This is a genomic window from Mesorhizobium sp. ORS 3428 (assembly GCF_001854785.1).
In the GTDB taxonomy this organism is placed as follows: Bacteria; Pseudomonadota; Alphaproteobacteria; order Rhizobiales; family Rhizobiaceae; genus Mesorhizobium.
In genome coordinates, this window is sequence record NZ_MDFL01000144.1 from 1 (window position 1) to 18,763 (window position 18,763).

An 18,763-nucleotide genomic window follows, 5' to 3' on the forward strand; every position below is an offset into this window, starting at 1 on the left:
AGGGCGACAAGTCGGGCATTCCGCAGAACGGCCTGATCATCGTGCCGACCAAGATCATCGGCAAGGACGATGTCGACGCCTATGCCGCCAACCTGAAGGCGATGGCGGGCAATTGACCTCCCAAGCAGTGCGCCGGCTCAAGGTTCGCCTTGAGCCGGCGTCCGTATTGACGGGCCGTGCACGGCCCGTCAGTCTGTAGCCTACCGGCTGCTGCCAACTGCCATAAAATTGTGGCGCGATGAATTATTCCGATACATCCTTCGCTCAGTCGACGACTGCTCCATTCCTGAGCCTCGAGGGCGTGCGCAAGACCTATCCCGGCGTCGTGGCGCTCGACGGGTTCTCCATGGAAGTGAGGCCRGGCGAGGTGATCGGCCTGGTCGGCGAGAACGGCGCCGGCAAATCGACATTGATGAAGATCCTCGGCGGCGTGACGCGCCCGGACAGCGGAACCGTCACCGTCGACGGCATCGCGCATGACGGGCTCACCGTGGAAGCCAGCATCGRCTCCGGTATCGCCTTCGTGCATCAGGAACTCAACCTATTCGAAAACCTCGACGTCGCCGCCAACATCTTCTTCGGCCGCGAGCCGCTAAAAGCCGGGCCGCTGAGGCTGGTCGACCGTGCCAGGCTGCGCGAGATGGTGGCACCGCTGTTGAAGCGTGTCGGCGCCAATTTCTCTGCCGATGCGCCGGTCGCTTCGCTGTCGCTCRCCCAGCAGCAGATGGTCGAGATCGCCAAGGCGCTGTCGATCAAGGCGCGGCTGGTGATCCTCGACGAGCCGACCTCCAGCCTGCCGATCGCCGAGACCGAAAAGCTGCTYGACGTCATCAAGGGGCTGAGGGCGGAAGGCATCAGCGTCATCTTCATCTCGCATCGCCTGCACGAGGTGGAGCGCGTCGCCGACCGTGTCGTGGTGCTGCGCGACGGCATGCTTGCCGGCACGCTGGCCAAGAGCGAGATCAATCACGACCAGATGGTCAAGCTGATGATCGGGCGCATGCTGAAGGAGCGCGAGAAGGCCGCCGAGGCCGGACGCGCGCCGGGCGGCGTCGCGCTCTCCGCGAGCGCGGTGCGCACCACGGCCTATCCGGATCACCCGGTCAGCCTGGAACTCCGGCGCGGCGAAATCCTCGGCCTTGCCGGCCTGGTCGGTTCCGGCCGCACGGAACTCGCGCGCGTCCTGTTCGGCATCGACGAACGGCTCGGCGGCAATGTCACGCTGGACGGCAAGGCGCTTGATGTCGGATCGGCCGCCGATGCGGTGGCGAACGGCATCTTCCTGGTGCCGGAGGACCGCAAGCTCACCGGCATCCTGCTCGACCTCTCGATTGCCGAGAACATTTCGCTGCCCAACCTGCCCGCGCATGCCAAACGCTCGCTGGTCTCGGCCGGYGCCGAGATCGCCACCGCCGAGAAGCAGAAGAAGGACCTCGGCATCAAGGCGCCTTCGGTCCTGACCCGCACCGGCACGCTGTCCGGCGGCAACCAGCAGAAAGTGGTTTTGGCCAAATGGCTGGCGATGAACCCCAAGGTGATGATCCTCGACGAGCCGACGCGCGGCATCGATATCGGCGCCAAGGCAGAGATCTACGGGCTGATGCGGTTGCTGGCGGACGCCGGCGTCGCGGTGTTGATGATCTCCAGCGACATGGAAGAGGTGATCGGCGTCTCGGACCGCATCGCGGTCATGCATGAGGGGCAGATCTCCGGCATTCTCGACCGGGACGATTTCAGCCAGGAGAATGTGCTTTTGCTGGCGGTGGGCAAGAGGCCCAGGCTGGCGCGAGCGGTGGGAGGAGCGCAATGAGCAAGAAAGACCTCGGCCTGCTGGTCCTGATCCTGGTGGTCGGCGCGGTCGTCGCCATCATCAATCCGCGCTTCCTGCTGCCGATCAATCTTGCCAACACCTCCAACCTGATCGGCCTGTTCGGCATCCTCTCCATCGGCCAGGCCTTCGTCATCATCACCGGYGGCATCGAGCTTTCCGTCGGCTCGCTTGTAGCGCTGCTCGRCACGCTGTTCATCGACTTCATCGCCGTGCGCGAGATGGACTGGCCGCTGGCCTTCGTGCTGATCATCGCGCTCGGCGCGGTCATCGGCTTCGTGCATGGCTGGCTGATCACGCGGCTCAAGATGCAGCCTTTCGTGGTGACRCTCTGCGGCCTGCTCATCTATCGCGGCGTGGCGCGCTTCTATACCGCCGACGRCACGGCGGGCTTCGCCTTCGGCCAGAATTTTCCGGATCTGGAATTCCTGACGGCCGGCCGGTCCGGCGGCGTGCCGAACAGCTTCATCGCGCTGATCGTCATCGCCATCGTCATGTGGGTGGTGCTGCACCGCTCGGTATTCGGGCGCTATCTCTACGCCATCGGCAAGAACGAGGAAGCGGCGAAATATTCGGGCATCCGCACCGGCCGCGTGGTGATCGCGGCCTATGTCATCTGCGGCGTGCTGACGGCGCTGTCAGCGATCTATTTCGCCATGTACACGCGCTCGATCTCGCCGGCGAGCCACGGCCAGTTCTACGAGCTCTACGCGATCGCTGCGGCGGTGCTGGGCGGCTTCTCGCTGCGCGGCGGCGAGGGCTCGCTGATCGGYGTGATCCTCGGCACCGTGCTGCTGCAGGAACTGCAGAACCTCGTCAACTTGCTCGGCATCCCCTCCTCGCTCAACTTCGCGGTGATGGGCGGCGTGATCCTCATCGGCGTGCTGGTCGACCAGCAATGGGGCGTGTTCCGCGCCCGGCGGCGCATGCTGGAAGCGACACGCCGGAATGTCGCCGGCGCGCCGGCGGAGTAGCCTCGCTCCCGGTCCGCGGACCCTGAACGGACCGAATCCCGTGGGGAATCGGCGGGAATTCCTGCGCCAAATTGACTTTGGGTGAAGCGTGCGGCCGGAAGACAGCCCTTGYCGGAGAGTCGGGGCTGGGCTAAGCAAATCGGCAATCGCATATTCCAAGAATAAATTATGGGAGGAAATACCCGTGACATCATCACGTTGGATTGCGCTTGCCGCGCTGGCACTGACCTGTTCGACCCCTGCAATGGCCAAGGACTGGAAGACCGTGACGGTCGCGATGGAGGGCTCCTATGCCCCCTGGAACCAGACCGACGCCAGCGGCAAGATCGTCGGCTTTGAAGTGGATGTGCTGAACGACGTCTGTGCCCGTGCAAAGCTGCAGTGCAACATCGTTGCGCAGGATTGGGACGGCGTTATTCCCGGGCTGACGGCAGGCAAATTCGACATTGTGATGGACGGAATGTCGATCACCGAGGAGCGCCTCAAGACCATCGACTTCTCGGTTCCCTATGCCTCGTCGCCCGTAGCCTTCCTTGCCGACAAGAATGGCCCGCTGGCGCAGCTCTCCAACAGCGGCAAGATGATCGATCTTTCCAAGGACGACGCCGAGTCCAAGGCGGCACTCGACACTCTGCGCAAAGAACTCGCCRGCAAGAATGTCGGCCTGCAGGTTTCGACCACGGAGGCCACATTCGCCGACAAGTATCTCAAGGATGTCRCCAACGTCCATGAATACAAGACCACGGACGAACACGACCTCGACCTGATGGCAGGCCGCATCGATGTGGCTTTCGCCGATACCACCTACTTCCTCGGCACGTTGGCCAAGCCCGATGCCAAGGACCTGGAATTCGTTGGGCCGCAATTCAAGGGAGGACCGATCCTGGGACCGGGCATCGGCGCYGCTTTCCGCAAGACCGACAAGGACCTGCAGGACATCTACAACAAGGCGCTCAAGGCCGCTCTCGATGACGGCTCGGTCTCGAAATACAGCATGCAGTGGTTCAAGATCGACATTACCAAGTGATGTCGCAACGGGAGCAGCGAAGGCTGCTCCAGTTTTTTGCATCAATGCATGTCGCCCAAAAGTGCGCAGCGGGTTTGGGAGAACGACATGCATCAAAACAAGGGCCTAAAGCGCGTCGCCTGAATTTCGTTTGGACGCGACGCGCTATAAGGTGAGCAACCAGTCGATGCATATCTCGGCGCCTGGAGGCGGCGTACGTGGAGTTTCTCAACAATCTGCTTGATCARCTGTCAACGGCCTATGAGCTGTTGGCTGCCGGCTGGGGCGTGCAGCTGCTTTGGGGCATCGCGYGGACCCTGGCCGTCACCGTGGTCTCGATGCTGATCGGCGCGACACTGGGGTCGCTGGTGGCGGCTGCCAAGCTTTCGCATCGGGGCGGATTGAGATTTATYGGCGAGAGCTACACGACCGTGTTTCGCGGCGAACCGGAGTTGCTGATCATCTACCTGTTCTACTATGGCGGCACGCAGGTCCTGACCGGCGTCGCGAGGTCGACCGGATCGATCGRCTCGACGGATATCTTGAACATGCCGAGCTTCCTGGGCGGCGTTCTCGCGGTCGGCATTATCTCCGGCGCATATCAGGCCGAAGTCTTCCGAGGGTCATTTCTGGCGATCCATCGCGGCGAGCTGGAAGCGGCCCGCGCCTATGGCATGTCGGCCTTCCTGCGTTTTCGTCTCGTCATCATGCCTCAGGTCCTGCGCCTCGCGGTGCCAGGGCTGGGCAATGTCTGGCAGCTGACCATAAAGGATTCGGCCCTCATTTCGGTTACCGGTGTCGCTGAATTGATGCTCACCGCGAACAAGGCCGCGCGTTCAACGCACCATTCGCTGCTTTTCTACACCCTTGCGGGCATTCTTTACCTCGTCATGACTTCGGTTTCGACGCCGATCTTCGAAAAGGCTGAGCGTTACACCTCACGCAGTTTTGTGCGGCCTAAATAAGAGGTTGCGGTGGATTCCAGTTTCTACCTATCAACCATCTGGAGCGTGCTGAAAGCTCTGCCGCTGACGCTTGAGATCTGGTTTTTCGGCGTTGCCATTGGTTTGGTCATCGCCAGCGGCCTGACCTGGATGCGGGCGTCGGGTTACAGATTGGGCGAGAATTTCGCCCGAACCTATGTCTTTGTGTTTCGTGGGTCACCACTGCTGGTGCAGCTCTACCTGATCTATTTCGGGCTTTCCCAGTTCGATTTCGTTCGCCACAGCCCGATCCTGTGGCCGATCCTGCGGGATCCAATGTATTGCACGATCGYCGCGATGGCCCTGAACACCGCGGCCTATTCCAGCGAGATCTTCCGGGGCTCGCTGCGGGCGGTGCCGGTCGGGCAGATCGAGGCGGCCAAGGCGTTCGGCATGTCGGCGTTTACGCGCTTCCGCCTCGTCACGCTGCCGATCGCTCTGCGGCTGGCGCTGCCGGCCTATTCGACGGAAATCATTCTCATGACGAAGGCAACCGCGCTCGCTTCCATGGTCACGATCATGGAGATGATGGGGACGGCGCAGAAGATCCAGCATGACACTTTTCGGCCGATCGAGGTGCTGACCTGCGCCGGCGTGATCTACCTGCTCCTCAACCTGTCGATCGCCCGACTGTTTGCCTGGGTGGAATACCTGCTTTCACCCCATTTGCGTCCCGCACCCGAACAAGCCCAGCAGGTCAAACCCATCCCGGAGGTGTTGTGATGTCGGCAAGTCTTGCCGCTGCCGCGAAAGCAGCATCGCCGCCCGACGACATGCCGGCCGCCATCAGCGTCAAAGACATGCACAAGAGCTTCGGCGACCATGAAGTGCTCAAGGGCATTTCGCTTGAGGCTCACAAGGGCGATGTCATTTCGATTCTCGGCTCCTCGGGTTCCGGCAAAAGTACGTTGCTGCGCTGCATCAACCTCCTGGAAATCCCGGACTCCGGGGAGGTGCGGGTGGACGGCGAGCTCATCCGGATGAAGCAAGGCAGGGATGGCCGGCAAATGCCGGCCGACACCCGCCAGGTGGAGCGAATTCGTGCCGACCTCGCCATGGTTTTCCAGAGCTTCAATCTATGGTCTCACATGACGGTGCTSGAAAATCTTGTCGCCGCGCCGACGCACGTGCTCAAGCGGCCGCGCGCGGAATGCCTGGAGCAGGCCGAGGCATTGCTGAAGCGCGTCGGAATATGGGAGCGCCGCAACTACTATCCTCCTCACATGTCGGGCGGCCAGCAGCAGCGTGCCGCCATAGCGCGGGCGCTCGCGATGAATCCCAAGGTGATGCTGTTCGACGAGCCGACATCCGCGCTTGATCCGGAACTGGTCGGCGAGGTGCTGCGGGTCATGCGCTCGCTTGCGGAGGAGGGGCGCACCATGTTGGTCGTGACACACGAAATGGGTTTCGCCCGCGACGTGTCGAGCGAGGTGATCTTTCTGCACAAGGGCGAGGTGGATTCGCTGGGTGAACCAAAAGAGATGTTCGCCAATCCCCCCACCCCACAGTTCAAGCAGTTCATCGCGAATTTCAACAAGTGATGCCTAGCGTTGGGCACTGGAGGCCGCGCGCAGGAGCGTGGTCGGACGTCGGCGCTGCCCCTCACCTGGCTGCCGGCATCCTCTCCCGTATAGTGACGGGGAGAGGGGCGCTCTCTTCGATGATTTCGCCAATTTCGAACGAGAAAGGCGCCGAGGCTGCGGCCAGCCCCTTTCTCCCCGTCACTTTACGGGGAGAAATGCCCGGCAGGGCAATGGGGGCCAGCGCTTGCGCCAACAAGTCCCGGCTCTACCTTCCATTTGCAGGCCGGCCTCACCTGAATATCAAATCATGTCCGATAGGTCGGAGAACGCCATCGCCTTGCGTAGCACCTCGGCGAAGCGTTCGCCGGCGATTTCCTTTGCGCCGCTGTTGTCAATCGAGGTGACGTCTGGCCCGGAAAGCGTCACATTCGCGCTGCGTGCCAGGCGCGCCAGCACCTCGCCGCGCGATTCACGGCCGCGCGCCGCCAGCCGCTCGGCGAGAATCTCGGGCGCTGCGGTGATCTCCACCACCGCCAGGTTGGCGTAGCGTTCGCGCAGCGCCGGGATGATGGCGCGGGAGACGTTGGCAATGGCCACATGGCCGTCCGCGACGGCCCAGTCGACATCGGCCGGCAGGCCGTATCGCAGGCCGTGCGCATCCCAGCAGATGGCGAAGGCGCCGTCGGCCTCCGCCTCGGCGAAGGCTGCGTCGGCCAGCGTGTCGTGATCCTCGCTTGCAGTGTCGCTCGGCCTAGTGATGACCCGGCGGACAAAGTGCAGCCGCGGCTCGTCGGCGAAGCGCGCCTTGGCATAGCCGATCACCGTGTCCTTGCCGGCGCCGCTCGGGCCGACGACGGCGACGAAGACGCCGTTGCGGATGGGAAGCGTTTCGGTGAGTTCACGCTCGATCAAAGCCGATACCATCATGCGACACGCCTGCCCTGGCGCCACACGGTGCGAACGACCGGCACATGCTCGTCAACGCGTACCCGCACGAGATCGGCTCGCCGGCCGGGCTCGATGACGCCGCGGTCGGTGAGGCCGACGGCCTCGGCGGGGTTCTTCGAGACCATGGCGACAGCCTGCGGCAGCGAGATGCCGTCGACGACCTCGCCGAGGAAGAAGGCAGACTGGACCAGGCTGAAGGGGATGTAGTCGGACGACAGGATGTCGAGCAGGCCGTCTCCGGCGAGCGCGCGGGCCGAGACGTTGCCCGAATGCGAGGAGCCGCGCATGACGTTGGGCGCACCCATGAGCACGCCGAGGCCGGCCGCCTTCGAGGCCCTTGCCGCCTCCTCGGTGGTCGGGAACTCGGCGACACGGACACCCTGCTCCACAGCCTCGTCGACATGGCTGGCCGTCGCGTCGTCATGGCTGGCGAGCACGATGCCGCGCTCGTGGCAGGCGGCGGAGATGAAGACGCGGTTCGGCCCCGAATTCCTGGCCGATTCCGCCATGCGCTTCTCGCAGAATTTCTGGAAATCGTGGTCGGTCAGCTTCAGCTTGCGCTGGTAGTAATAGGCATAGGTCTCGAGGTTGACGAACTGCCGCTGCCCCGGCGCATGGTCCATCAGCGAGGCGAGCTTCACCCTGTCGTCGGTGTCGAAATTGGCGAAGGATTCGAGGCAATCCGGCGCCGAGACCTCGCAACGCAGATGGATGAAATGATCGGCGCGCAGCCGATCCTGGCGCACGCTGTCCTCGATCGCGTCGGCGAGCTTGCGAACGTCGTCGGACTTCAGGTCGGCGTCCTCGTCCATGCCTACCCGCAAGGCATCGAGCACCGTGGTGATGCCGGCGGTCGCCACCTGCGCGTCATGGGCAAGCACGGCGGCGATCGGGTTCCAGCGCACTTTCGGGCGCGGCGCGTAGTGGCCTTCGAGATGGTCGGTGTGCAGTTCGACGAGACCCGGGRTGATGTAGTCGCCGCCCATATCCTCGCCGGAGCGCGCCGCGCCCGGCTCGACGGCAGCGATCAGGCCGTCGCGCAGCAGCAGCGAGCCCTCGACGATTTCGTCAGGGAGCACGATGCGGGCATTGGTGAGGACGGTTTCGGTGGTCATTTCGGGCAATCCTCGGTCTCAGGCAGTCGTATTGGCAGTCGTAACAGGCGATCAGGCGGTTTTTCGGGCCGCGCGGCGGCCAAGCGCACGGTGGGAAAGCACCATGAAGGGGGCGCCCGGTTCGGTCTCGACGAACAGCGTCAGCGCATCCACCGGCACCGGCTGCTGYAGCACATCGGCGAACAGGCTGTCGATTGCCGCGCGAAGACGTGGGCTTTCCTGCGGGCCGGCGCGTCCGGACAGCGTCATGTGGAAGCGGAACGTCTCGAAGACGTAAGGATAACCCCACTGACAGAGGTTGCGGAACTCATCCGGCTTCAGCGAGTCGGGGCTGCGTCGCTCAATCTCGGCCTCGGTCAGCGGCGCGCGGAAGCGGTCGAAGGCGCGCACGACCTCGCCGGCGAAACTGTTGAGTGGGAGCAGCGGCGCTTCCGGCACCAGCGCGAAGAAGCCGTCGATCTGGCCGACGACAAGGCGGGGAATGATAACCGGCGGCGTGACTTCCGCGAAATTGTCGAGCGCGGCGCGAAGAGAGGCTTCCGTCTCGTTCGGCGCCAGCCGGAACGGGGCCTTCAGCGTCGCATGGAACCCATAGCGCCGCGCCGAGGCCGTGTGGAAGGCGACTTCCGCCGCCGACAGATCATCTACGGCCTCGACAGGCCGCGTCGCCGCGCCGAACGGGTCGCGGCCAAGCCAATTGGCGGCGATGCGCGCCAGCGGCTCGTCCTGGTGTGGGGTGAAATAGATGGCGTAGCGCATGGAAAGTCCTCATCGAAGCGCGTCGCGCCTCTGTGGCAGAGGTGCGACGCGCTTCAAGTCTTTGCTTTCTGCATGTCGTCATCCCAAAACCGCTGCGCACTTTTGGGCGACATGCATCCGTCCGCTGCCATAGGTGATTTCCATGACGGATTGACGAAGCTTTCGCGGGTTTTCGAAGGCAAATAAACCCGGTCGGTCCTTAGCCGACGATTTTTCCAAGCTGGACCAACAGGTTGAGCGCGATGAGAAAAATTACGCCTTCATCAACCATTCGTRCTCGGCCGCGTTGTGGAATTTCCACGTCCGCTTCGGGCCGGCCATGACGTTGAGATAATAAAGATCATAGCCATGGCAGGCCGCGCAGGGGTGATAGCCCTTCGGCACCAGCACGACGTCGCCGTCCTCGATCGCCATCGCCTCGTCCAGGTCGCGCGCGCCGTTCCTGTCGGCGTCGGTGTAGACGCGCTGGAAGGCAAAGCCCTGCGGCGGGTTGAGGCGATGGTAGTAGGTCTCCTCGAGATAGGATTCCACCGGGAGATTGTCCTGGTCGTGCTTGTGCGGCGGATAGCTGGAGGTGTGGCCGCCGGGCGTGATGACCTCGACCACCAGCAGCGAATCGGCYGGCTTGCCCTCGGGCAGGATGTTGGTGACGTAGCGCGTGTTGGTGCCCTTGCCGCGCACCTCCTGGCCGAGATCGTCCGGAGCAATGACGCGGGCCGGCAGGCCGCCGCCGAGACCCGGCGCCGAGCAGACGGCAAGCTCCAGCTCGGTGTCAGCGGTCACCGACCAGTCGGAGCCCTGCGGCACGTAGACCGACCAGGGCTTGCCCTCGAAGGGCGACATGCGCTCGCCGAGCAGCCCCAGATCCTTGCCGCCGGCAGAGGCCTTGCCCTTGCCGGTGACGAAGACCAGGCAGACCTCGCGGTCGCCCGTCTCGCCGGAGGCGGTCTCGCCCGGCCGCAAGCGATGGAGATCGAAACCCACGTAAGTCCAACCGGCGCTTTGCGGCGTGACATGAGCGACGCGGCCGTGGCCCTTGTCGGCCTTGACGAGCAGTTTCGACATCGGGGTTTCTCCTAGTTCCTTAACATTCGATTGGCGCAGCTAAGATTCCGATGGACTATCGCGAAACCTTGGAGATTGGCCGGTTCCCTCTCAACTTCGTCACCCTAGGGCGAAGCAGGAGCGAAGCTCCGTCGCGAAGACCCTAGGATAACGAAGCGAGGGGCGTTCCGGCCAACCGCGAAAGTATGCGATCCGTCATGCACGTAGTGTCCGATCCACAAAACCTCTGCGCCCTCCATCCAATCATTCCTTCGGCTCGGCCGGGGCCTTTCCCTCCTCGGCCGGCTTGTAGAGATAGAAGAACTGCCACACCGCGTAACCGGCGAAGCCGAGCGCTATAACGCCCCAGAACGGCGTGCCGGTGGCGAACTCGATCACCGACCAGACCAGGCAGACGGCGACGAYGGCGACGCGCCGCCACAGCGGCCGGAAGAAGGGATGCTCATAGTCTTTCATCGCGCCAATCCAGGACTTGCCCAAAGCGCATCAGATAAACCGCGCGCGCCGGCTAATCCACCGTTTGCGCCGGGAAGCCTTGCGTCTCCACGGTATAGCCGGCGGCTGTCATCACCCGCATCAGCTCCTTGTGGCCGACCTCAGCCATCTTGAGCGGCGGGTTCTTCTTCGGATCCTGCTCGGCTTCGACGACGAACCAGCCTTCATAACCATARTCAGCGAACCTCTGGACGATGGCGCCGAAATCGAGCGAACCATCGCCCGGCACTGTGAAGGCRCCGAGCGCCACAGCATCGAGGAAGGATTGCCTGGTGCGGTCGAGACCGTCGATCACGCCCATGCGCACGTCCTTCACATGCACGTGGTTGATGCGCTTGTGATGATTGTCGATGGCGCGCAGCACGTCCCCGCCGGCAAAGGCGAGATGGCCGGCATCGAGCAGCAGCGGAATGCCTTCGCCGGAATGGCGCATGRAGGCGTCGAGCTCCGGCTCGGTCTCGACGACCGCCGCCATGTGATGGTGGTAGGAGAGCGGCATGCCCTGCTCTGCGCACCATTCCCCGAATTCAGTGACGCGCCTGCCATACGCCTTCATCTCGTCATCGGAGAGCTTCGGCTTGGTGGCCAAGGGCTTGGAGCGGTCACCTTGGATGGAGCGGCCGACCTCGCCATAGACGATGCAGGGCGCGTTGACCGCCTTGAACAGATCGATCATCGGCTGGATGYGATCCTTGTTCTTCGCCAGATCCTCGTTGACCAGCGTGCCGGAGAACCAGCCGCCGCAAAGCGTGACGTCCGCCTCCTTCAGGATCGGCAGCATCACCTTCGGGTCGTTCGGGAAGCGGCGGCCCATCTCCATGCCGGTGAAGCCGGCCGAGCGCGACTGGCGCAGACATTCCTCGAGCGACACGTCATCGCTCAATTCCACGAGATCGTCGTTCCACCACGCGATGGGGGACATGCCCAGTTTGGCTTTCAAGTCGTCACTCCAGGTTCGGATCGTCCAAAATTCTCGCAGGTCAGCCCTGCCCCTCATCCGCCTGCCRGYACCTTCTCCCCGTGAAGGACGGGGAGAAGGGACAAGCTCCGGCGCTGGCGACCCCCTCTCCCCGTTCTTTACGGGGAGAGGGTAAGGGCGAGGGGCAGCGCCGTCTTCAATCACCGATGCTCTGCATCTGCTTTTTGTCCTCATACGCCTTGCGCGCGGCATTCACCTGCGGCCGTGACGAGACTTCCGGCACGGCGACATCCCACCAATGGCCGCCGGCCTCGGTCGACACAAGCGGATCGGTGTCGATGACCAGAACGGTGGTCTTGCTGTTGCCCTTTGCCCTGGCGAGTGYCGTCTCAAGCTCGGCGATCGACGCCACTTTCTCGGCGACGGCGCCGAGGCTTGCCGCATGCGCGGCGAAGTCGACGTCAGTCATCACCTCGTGGCGCGCGTCGTTCAAGAGATTGTTGAAGTTGGCGCCACCGGTCGCCATCTGCAGCCGGTTGATGCAGCCATAGCCGCGGTTGTCGAGCAGCACGATGGTGAGCTTGAGACCCAGCATCACCGAGGTGGCGATCTCGGAATTGAGCATCAGGTAGGAGCCGTCGCCGACCATGACGACGACCTCCTGGTCGGGCTTGGCCATCTTGACGCCGAGGCCGCCGGCGATCTCGTAGCCCATGGTCGAGAAGCCGTATTCGRCATGGTAGGAGCCGGGCGCGCCCGCCTGCCACAGCTTGTGCAACTCGCCCGGCAAGCCGCCGGCGGCATGCAGCAAGGTGACGCCAGAGCTCATGGYGCGCTGCACAGCGCCGATCACCTGCGCGTCCGACGGATAGGCGGCGTTGGTCGATGCTGTCACCTTGGCGGCGGCGGCCTGCCAGTCCTGCTTGCCCTTCAGCGCGTTGTCGGTCCAGGCGCTAGGCGCCTTCCAGCCCGTCAGCGCGGTATTGAGTTCGGCCAGGCCTTCGACCGCGTCGGCGACCAGCGGCAGCGCCCAATGCTTGCCGGCATCGAAGACTTGCGTGTTCAAGCCGATGATGGTGCGGCCGGCATTCTTGAACAGCGCCCAGGAGCCGGTGGTGAAATCCTGCAGCCTGGTGCCGACGGCGAGCACCACATCCGCCTCCTCCGCCAGCCGGTTAGCGGCGGAGGTGCCGGTGACGCCGACGGCCGCCATATTGAGCGGATGATYATCGGGCAGCGAGGATTTGCCGCCCTGCGTTTCGCAGACCGGAATGCCGGTAGCCTGCACCAGCTTCGCCAGTTCGCCAGACGCCTGCGAGTAGAGGACGCCGCCGCCGGCGATCACCAGCGGCTTCTTCGCCCCCTTCAGCGCCGCGACGGCGGCCGCCAGCTCATTGYGATCCGGCCGCAGCCGGCGCGGCGTCCAGACGCGCTCGACGAACAGGCTTTCGGGATAATCATAGGCCTCGGCCTGCACGTCCTGGCAGAGCGACAGAGTGACCGGGCCGCATTCGGCCGGATCGGTCAGAACCTGCATGGTGCGGTTCAGCGCCGGGATGATCTGTTCCGGCCGCGTGATGCGGTCGAAATAGCGCGACACCGGGCGGAAGCAGTCGTTGACGCTGGTCGTGCCGTCGGAGAAATCCTCGGCCTGCTGCAGCACCGGATCGGGCAAGCGGTTGGCAAAGACATCGCCGGGAAGCAACAACACCGGCAGGCGGTTGACATGGGCCAGGGCTGCCGCCGTCACCATGTTCAGCGCGCCCGGGCCGATCGAGGTGGTCGCGGCCATGAAGCGGCGGCGGAAATTCGCCTTGCCAAAGGCGATCGCGGCATGCGCCATCGCCTGCTCGTTATGGGCGCGGAAGGTCGGCAGTTCGTCGCRCACCTGGTAGAGCGCCTCGCCGACGCCGGYRACATTGCCGTGGCCGAAGATCGCCCAGACGCCGCCGAAGATCGGCATTTTCCTGCCGTCGATCTCCGTCATCTGCCGGCTGAGAAAGCGGGTCAGCGCCTGCGYCATCGTCAGGCGAACGGTCTTGGTCATTGTCGTTTCCTCCCGGCTTTCCTTCTGCCGCCCTGTTATGCGGCCTTGCGGCCGCGCGCGGCAAGCCACGCTTCGGTCAGCTGCTCGAAACGCGCGGCCATGTCGGCCACCGCCTCGTCATCCRACATCCTGCCGGCAAGCCATTGTTCGGCGGCGTTGACGAAGATGGTGCGCCCGACGGCAAATCCCTTGACGATGAGCGCATTCGCGGTGGCGGCAAAGGCCGCAACCAGTTCGTCCTGCGGCGCCTCCAGGCCGAGCAGAACGACGCCGCGGCACCATGGATCGTTCTTGACGATCACGGCCTCGATCCTGGCCCAGGCGCTTGCCGAAGCCTGCGGCTCGAGCTTCCACCAGTCGGGCTTGATGCCCAGCGCGTAAAGCTCCTCGAGCGCGCGCGGAATGGTGGTGTCGTCGAGCTTGCCGTGCTTGCCGGCGATGATCTCGACCAGCAATTCGCGGCCAACTTTCCGTGCCGCCTCGAACAGGGCGCGCAGTTTCTGCTGCTGTTCGGTCTTCAGCGCTTCCGGATCGTCCGGATGATAGAAGCACAGGCACTTGATGCAGTGGTCGACCGGCCAGTCGACGAGCTGCGAGCCGATGTCCTGCGAGAATTCGAAACGCAGCGGCCGCGAGCCCGGCAATTCGACCGGACGGCCAAGCCAGGCAAAGGGATGGCGGGCGAATTCGAACATCGCGTCGCGGCCATATTTCTCGTCGATCAGCATGCCGTAGCCGTCGCGGCCGGCGGCAACCTTGGCCGCCGCCTTGACCGTCAGCACCTTGAAGTCGGGGATGCGCGCGTTATCGGCGCCGACTTTGGCGGCGACATCTTCCAACTGGACGCGATGATCGCAGGCGAGCGCCATCAGAGAGGGAATGTCGCGCCGGCGCGTGGTCGCCCAATGGAYGTGGTTGATCGCCTCGTCCTTGCGCAGCGCCAGATGCCTGCTGCCATGCTTCAGGAAAAACTGCAGCTCCTCGAAGGTCGGGTACTCCGGCGCGCAGAGCAGGCGCGACACYGCGAAGGCGCCGCAGGCATTGGCCCAGGTCGCCGCCGTGGCAAAGCTTTCGCCGCCGAGCCAGCCGCGCAGGAAGCCGGACATGAAGGCGTCGCCGGCGCCGAGCACGTTGTAGATCTCGATCGGGAAACCCTTGCCGACGATRCCGTCCTCGAGGTCGTCGCTGATCGGCCCGTCATAGACGATGCAGCCCTTGGCACCGCGCTTGAGCACGATCGTGGCCAGCGACAGCGAGCGGATCGTCTTCAGCGCGCTTAGGCAATCATCGGCGCCGGAGGCGATCATGATCTCCTCCTCGGTGCCGACGATGAGGTCGCAGTCAGGCAGCACGGTCTTCAGCTGCGCCGAGACGCGATCCGACTTGACATAGCGCTCGAAGCCCTCGGCGTGGCCGGCAAGGCCCCAGAGGTTCGGGCGGTAGTCGATGTCGAACACCACCTTGCCGCCCTTGGCCTTCATCAAGCGGATCGCCTTGCGCTGGGCGGCATCGCTGTTGGGGYGCGAGAAATGCGTGCCGGTGACCACGACGGCGCGCGCCGAGGCGATGAAGGCCTCGTCGATATCCTCTTCCGCGAGCGCCATGTCGGCGCAATCGGAGCGGTAGAAGATCATCGGCGAAACGCCTTCGTCCTCGACAGACAGCAGCACCAGCGCGGTCAGCCGCTCCTTGTCGGTCTTCAACCCGTCGACCGAGACGCCCTCACGCTTGAGCTGCTCGCAGATGAAGCGGCCCATCTGCTCGTCGCCGACGCGGGTGAGCAGCGCCGAGCGCAGGCCGAGCCTTGCCGTGCCRACGGAAATATTGGCCGGGCAGCCGCCGACCGACTTGRCGAAAGAGGTGATGTCCTMCAGCCGCGACCCGATCTGCTGGCCGTAGAGATCGACCGAGGCGCGGCCGATCGTGATGACGTCGAGCGGCGGATATTTCGCTTCCACGGCTTCGCCCATTCGAACCTCCCATCGGCCTTGTTGTGCAGAGCAGCGTCGTTTTGGGCGGCACGCGCGAAAGGCAACGCGGCGCCGTCAATATGAAATAATAATTCCAATCCATAGTCAATATGGAATGAGTGTTCCCGGATGGAAAAACGCCTGCTAGAGCAATTCCGGGAAAAGTGTGAAACGGTTTTCCGTCCGGAATTGCGTCAAAACAAGAGATAGAGCGGCTTGCCGTTTCCGTGAAACGGTGAACCRCTCTAGGTCGCTCAAGCCTTGCGCTTGCGGCCGGTGTCGCGCCGCTTCTCGCCGACGGCGACGGTCAAAGCCATGGCAAGCGCCATGGTGGCAGACAGCGAGCGAAAACCGCCGAAATCGGCTTCGGCCACCTCGAACCAGACCTTGGCGAACTGGGCGAGCGGCGAGAAGGATGAGTCGGTGATGGCGACGATCGGCACACCCTGCTCGGCGATCGAACGCGTTTCCTCGATGGTCGCCGGCGCGTAAGGCGAGAAGCTGATGGCGATGACGGCGTCGCGCGGCGTTGCGAAGCCRATCATCTCGGCGTTCAGTCCGGCAGCCGATTCGATCAGCTGGTTGCGGATCTTCAGCTTGCCGAGCGCGTAGGCGATGTAGGAGGCGACCGGATAAGAGCGGCGCTTGGCCAGGACATAGATGGTCTCGGCTTTCGCCAGAAGCGCGATCGCCTCYTCGAAATGCGCATCATTCAGCGCACGCGAAATGTCGCTGAGCGAGGTGCTGGCAGCGGCGACGAAGCCGTCGAAGATTGCCCGGTGCCCGCCGCCTTCCTCGGCCTTGGCGCGCAACGCGGCCAGTCTTTCATCATAGGAGGAATTGCGCTCGCGCAGGCGCTCACGGAACACCTGTTGCAGGCTGGTGAAGCCGTCGAAGCCGAGCTGCTGGGCAAAGYGGATCAGCGTCGAGGGCTGGACGCCGGCCGATGCGGCGATGCTCGCGGCGGTGCCGAAGGCGATGTCGTCGGGATTGTCGAGCGCATAGGCGGCTATCTGCGCGATGCGCTTCGGCAGGCTCGCGCGCCGCTCCAGGATCGTTGCGCGCAACGTCTCGAAATCGCGAGGCACCCGTTCGTCCATCGTCGCTCCGCCCACGGCCATGCTGGTCTTTCCCTCTCCTGCCTCATCATAGCGGTTTCGCGCAAGAACACCATAAAAATGATTTGGACGTTCCATTCTCCGCGAAAATGGATTAATTCATCCATACGAATCCTTTGACGCAATTCCGGACGGAAAACCGCTTCACGCTTTTCCTGGAATTGCTCTAGCGCGGAGACAATCGACATGGTCGGAGTGGGCCTCATCGGCACGGGTTTCATGGGCAAGTGCCACGCCATTGCCTGGAATGCGGTCGGCACCGTCTTTCCCGATGTCGACAAGCCGAGGCTGGTGCATCTGGGCGAGGTCAATGACGAGCTTGCAAAACGCAAGGCGGGCGAGTTCGGCTTTGCCAAGGGGTCCGGCGACTGGCGCGCCGTGGTCAACGATCCGGAGGTCGACGTCGTCTCGCTGACCACGCCCAACCAGTTCCATCCGGAAATGGCGATCGCCATCCTTGAAGCCGGCAAACATCTGTGGTGCGAGAAGCCGATGGCGCCGGACTTCGCCGAAGCGGAGGCCATGGCGAAGGCAGCCAGGAAGTCGGGCAAGGTCGCCGTGCTCGGCTATAACTACATCCAGAACCCGGCCATCCGCCACATTGGCGCGCTGCTCGAGGAAAAGATCATCGGCGACGTCACTCTCGTGCGCGTCGAGATGGACGAGGATTTCATGGCCGATCCGGAAGCGCTGTTCTTCTGGAAGCATGAGGCGGCTTCGGGCTATGGCGCGCTCGACGATTTCGCCGTGCATCCGCTGTCGCTGATCAAGGTGCTGTTCGGCCGCGTCGCCCGCGTCATGTGCGACATGGCCAAGCCCTATGCCGACCGCAAGGTCGCGTCCGGCGGCCGCCGCGCGGTCGAGACCTACGACATTGCCAGCGTGCTGATGCATCTGGAGAACGGCGTCGCCGGCACGCTGCTGGTCAACCGTTCGGCCTGGGGCCGCAAGGGCCGCATCGGCATCCAGATCTTCGGCTCGAAGGGCTCGATCCTCTACGACCAGGAGCGGATGAACGAGTTCCAGCTCTATCTCACCRCCGACCGTCCGACCGARYAGGGCTACCGCACGATTCTGGTGGCGCCGCACCACAAGCCTTACGATTCCTTCCTGCCGGCACCCGGCCACGGCCTCGGCTTCAACGACCTCAAGATGATCGAATGCCGCGAGCTGCTGATGCGGATCGCCGGCAAGCCGGCGCGGGTCATCGACTTCGACGAAGGGCTGGAGATCGAGCGCACCGTGCACGCGATGGCGCGCTCGTTTCAGGAGCAGCGCTGGATGGATGTACGGTAGGCGTCACGTACCCGCGGCCGCGGCATTGACTTCCCAGCCATCCACCCAGACCTGCCGCAGGCGTTCGCCTTCGCCCTTGAACCACAGACCGGTCGGCTGGCAGGCCTCGATCCGGTCGCTGCGGAAATTGCGGATCGCCTGGCGCAGCTCGCACCAGGCGACGATGTTGGCGGTCTCGGCGTAATAGATCAGCGCGACCGGGCGGATGGTGCGCTGCGTGTCGCGGCCGGCTTGGTCGCGATAGGCAAGGTCGAGCTTCTCCTCGTCGCGGATGGCGCGGCGCACGAGCGCCAGGTCGACCGCCGAGGCCGAAGGCGCCGCAAAACCCCAGGCATGCAGYGCGTTGGCGTCGAGCGTCTGCCGCAAGGGCGGCGGCACGGCGCCGGCGATCTTGGCGCCGACGCGTTTTGCCGCCTGCTTGAGTTCGTCATCGCCGGTGCGCTCGAGCAGCGCCAGCGACAGCACGATCGCCTCCATCTCCTCGATCGAGAACATCAGCGGCGGCAGGTCGAAGCCGGGGCGCAGGATATAGCCGATGCCGCGCCCGCCTTCGATCGGCACGCGCATCGCCTGCAGCGCCGCGATGTCGCGATAGACCGAGCGCACCGTCACTTCCAGCCGTTCGGCAATCGTCGCCGCCGTCACCGGTTTTCTGGCCAGACGCAGGATCTGGATGATCTCGAACAGGCGCGAGGCCTTCCGCATTTCCTTGACCCA

At 63.9% G+C, this 18,763-nt stretch carries 17 protein-coding genes and 1 pseudogene; 8 read left to right on the top strand and 10 right to left on the bottom strand.

The window, feature by feature from the left end:
* From ORS3428_RS32690 to ORS3428_RS24555, 7 genes and pseudogenes are all read left to right on the top strand, one after another.
* Positions 1 to 116 (top strand): annotated as a pseudogene (locus tag ORS3428_RS32690) (ABC transporter substrate-binding protein); the annotation flags it as partial.
* A 122-nt stretch (positions 117 to 238) separates the two neighbouring features.
* Positions 239 to 1,810 carry a sugar ABC transporter ATP-binding protein gene (locus ORS3428_RS24530; protein ID WP_071100882.1) on the top strand — a complete coding sequence of 524 codons (1,572 nt, stop codon included), beginning with the start codon at positions 239 to 241 and terminating at the stop codon, positions 1,808 to 1,810.
* A complete protein-coding gene (locus ORS3428_RS24535) occupies positions 1,807 to 2,802 on the top strand; it encodes an ABC transporter permease (protein WP_071100883.1) in 996 nt (331 codons plus the stop codon). Before ORS3428_RS24530 ends, ORS3428_RS24535 begins: the two co-directional genes overlap by 4 nt.
* 184 nt (positions 2,803 to 2,986) lie before the next feature.
* Positions 2,987 to 3,829 (top strand): transporter substrate-binding domain-containing protein, encoded by an 843-nt coding sequence (locus ORS3428_RS24540; protein ID WP_071100884.1) that lies wholly within the window; start codon positions 2,987 to 2,989, stop codon positions 3,827 to 3,829.
* Between the two features lie 227 nt (positions 3,830 to 4,056).
* Complete coding sequence (locus ORS3428_RS24545) at positions 4,057 to 4,773, top strand: ABC transporter permease (protein WP_071100909.1); 717 nt, start codon at positions 4,057 to 4,059, stop codon at positions 4,771 to 4,773.
* Between the two features lie 9 nt (positions 4,774 to 4,782).
* Entirely contained in the window at positions 4,783 to 5,514 is a 732-nt protein-coding gene (locus ORS3428_RS24550; protein WP_071100885.1) for an ABC transporter permease, read from the top strand.
* 50 nt (positions 5,515 to 5,564) lie between these two features.
* The gene (locus ORS3428_RS24555) at positions 5,565 to 6,332 is read left to right on the top strand and encodes an ABC transporter ATP-binding protein (protein WP_108723167.1); all 768 of its coding nucleotides are present in this window, start codon (positions 5,565 to 5,567) and stop codon (positions 6,330 to 6,332) included.
* 282 nt (positions 6,333 to 6,614) lie between these two features.
* On the opposite strand, the gene phnN is transcribed toward ORS3428_RS24555, so the two are convergent.
* The 9 genes from phnN to ORS3428_RS24600 all read right to left on the bottom strand — a co-directional run bounded on the left by phnN (position 6,615) and on the right by ORS3428_RS24600 (position 16,732).
* A complete protein-coding gene (phnN, locus tag ORS3428_RS24560; protein WP_071100887.1) occupies positions 6,615 to 7,241 on the bottom strand; it encodes a phosphonate metabolism protein/1,5-bisphosphokinase (PRPP-forming) PhnN in 627 nt (208 codons plus the stop codon).
* Positions 7,238 to 8,377 (bottom strand): alpha-D-ribose 1-methylphosphonate 5-triphosphate diphosphatase, encoded by a 1,140-nt coding sequence (locus tag ORS3428_RS24565; RefSeq protein ID WP_071100888.1) that lies wholly within the window; start codon positions 8,375 to 8,377, stop codon positions 7,238 to 7,240. Before ORS3428_RS24565 ends, phnN begins: the two co-directional genes overlap by 4 nt.
* A gap of 51 nt (positions 8,378 to 8,428) precedes the next feature.
* A complete protein-coding gene (locus ORS3428_RS24570) occupies positions 8,429 to 9,136 on the bottom strand; it encodes a DUF1045 domain-containing protein (protein ID WP_071100889.1) in 708 nt (235 codons plus the stop codon).
* A gap of 252 nt (positions 9,137 to 9,388) precedes the next feature.
* The gene (iolB, locus tag ORS3428_RS24575; protein ID WP_071100890.1) at positions 9,389 to 10,201 is read right to left on the bottom strand and encodes a 5-deoxy-glucuronate isomerase; all 813 of its coding nucleotides are present in this window, start codon (positions 10,199 to 10,201) and stop codon (positions 9,389 to 9,391) included.
* Between the two features lie 243 nt (positions 10,202 to 10,444).
* Positions 10,445 to 10,657: a hypothetical protein gene (locus ORS3428_RS24580; RefSeq protein WP_071100891.1), complete on the bottom strand. Its 213-nt coding sequence runs from the start codon at positions 10,655 to 10,657 to the stop codon at positions 10,445 to 10,447.
* A 52-nt stretch (positions 10,658 to 10,709) separates the two neighbouring features.
* Positions 10,710 to 11,636, bottom strand: coding sequence for a myo-inosose-2 dehydratase (iolE, locus tag ORS3428_RS24585; RefSeq protein WP_071100892.1), 927 nt, complete (start codon positions 11,634 to 11,636; stop codon positions 10,710 to 10,712).
* 175 nt (positions 11,637 to 11,811) lie between these two features.
* Entirely contained in the window at positions 11,812 to 13,662 is a 1,851-nt protein-coding gene (gene iolD / locus ORS3428_RS24590) for a 3D-(3,5/4)-trihydroxycyclohexane-1,2-dione acylhydrolase (decyclizing) (protein WP_071100910.1), read from the bottom strand.
* A 35-nt stretch (positions 13,663 to 13,697) separates the two neighbouring features.
* On the bottom strand, positions 13,698 to 15,632 hold the full coding sequence (locus ORS3428_RS24595) for a bifunctional 5-dehydro-2-deoxygluconokinase/5-dehydro-2-deoxyphosphogluconate aldolase (protein WP_071100893.1): 1,935 nt from the start codon (positions 15,630 to 15,632) through the stop codon (positions 13,698 to 13,700).
* Between the two features lie 254 nt (positions 15,633 to 15,886).
* On the bottom strand, positions 15,887 to 16,732 hold the full coding sequence (locus ORS3428_RS24600; protein ID WP_071100911.1) for a MurR/RpiR family transcriptional regulator: 846 nt from the start codon (positions 16,730 to 16,732) through the stop codon (positions 15,887 to 15,889).
* Positions 16,733 to 16,936: 204 nt separating this feature from the next.
* Between ORS3428_RS24600 and ORS3428_RS24605 the strand changes: the two genes are divergently transcribed.
* Positions 16,937 to 18,046: a Gfo/Idh/MocA family protein gene (locus ORS3428_RS24605; RefSeq protein ID WP_071100894.1), complete on the top strand. Its 1,110-nt coding sequence runs from the start codon at positions 16,937 to 16,939 to the stop codon at positions 18,044 to 18,046.
* 3 nt (positions 18,047 to 18,049) lie between these two features.
* On the opposite strand, the gene ORS3428_RS24610 is transcribed toward ORS3428_RS24605, so the two are convergent.
* Positions 18,050 to 18,751 (bottom strand): helix-turn-helix transcriptional regulator, encoded by a 702-nt coding sequence (locus ORS3428_RS24610; RefSeq protein WP_071100895.1) that lies wholly within the window; start codon positions 18,749 to 18,751, stop codon positions 18,050 to 18,052.
* Positions 18,752 to 18,763 lie beyond the last annotated feature (12 nt).

What these genes read in the sequence shown, in the direction of transcription:
- phnN (WP_071100887.1), bottom strand. Translation starts at nt 7,241, where the DNA reads ATGATGGTATCGGCTTTGATCGAGCGTGAACTCACCGAAACGCTTCCC.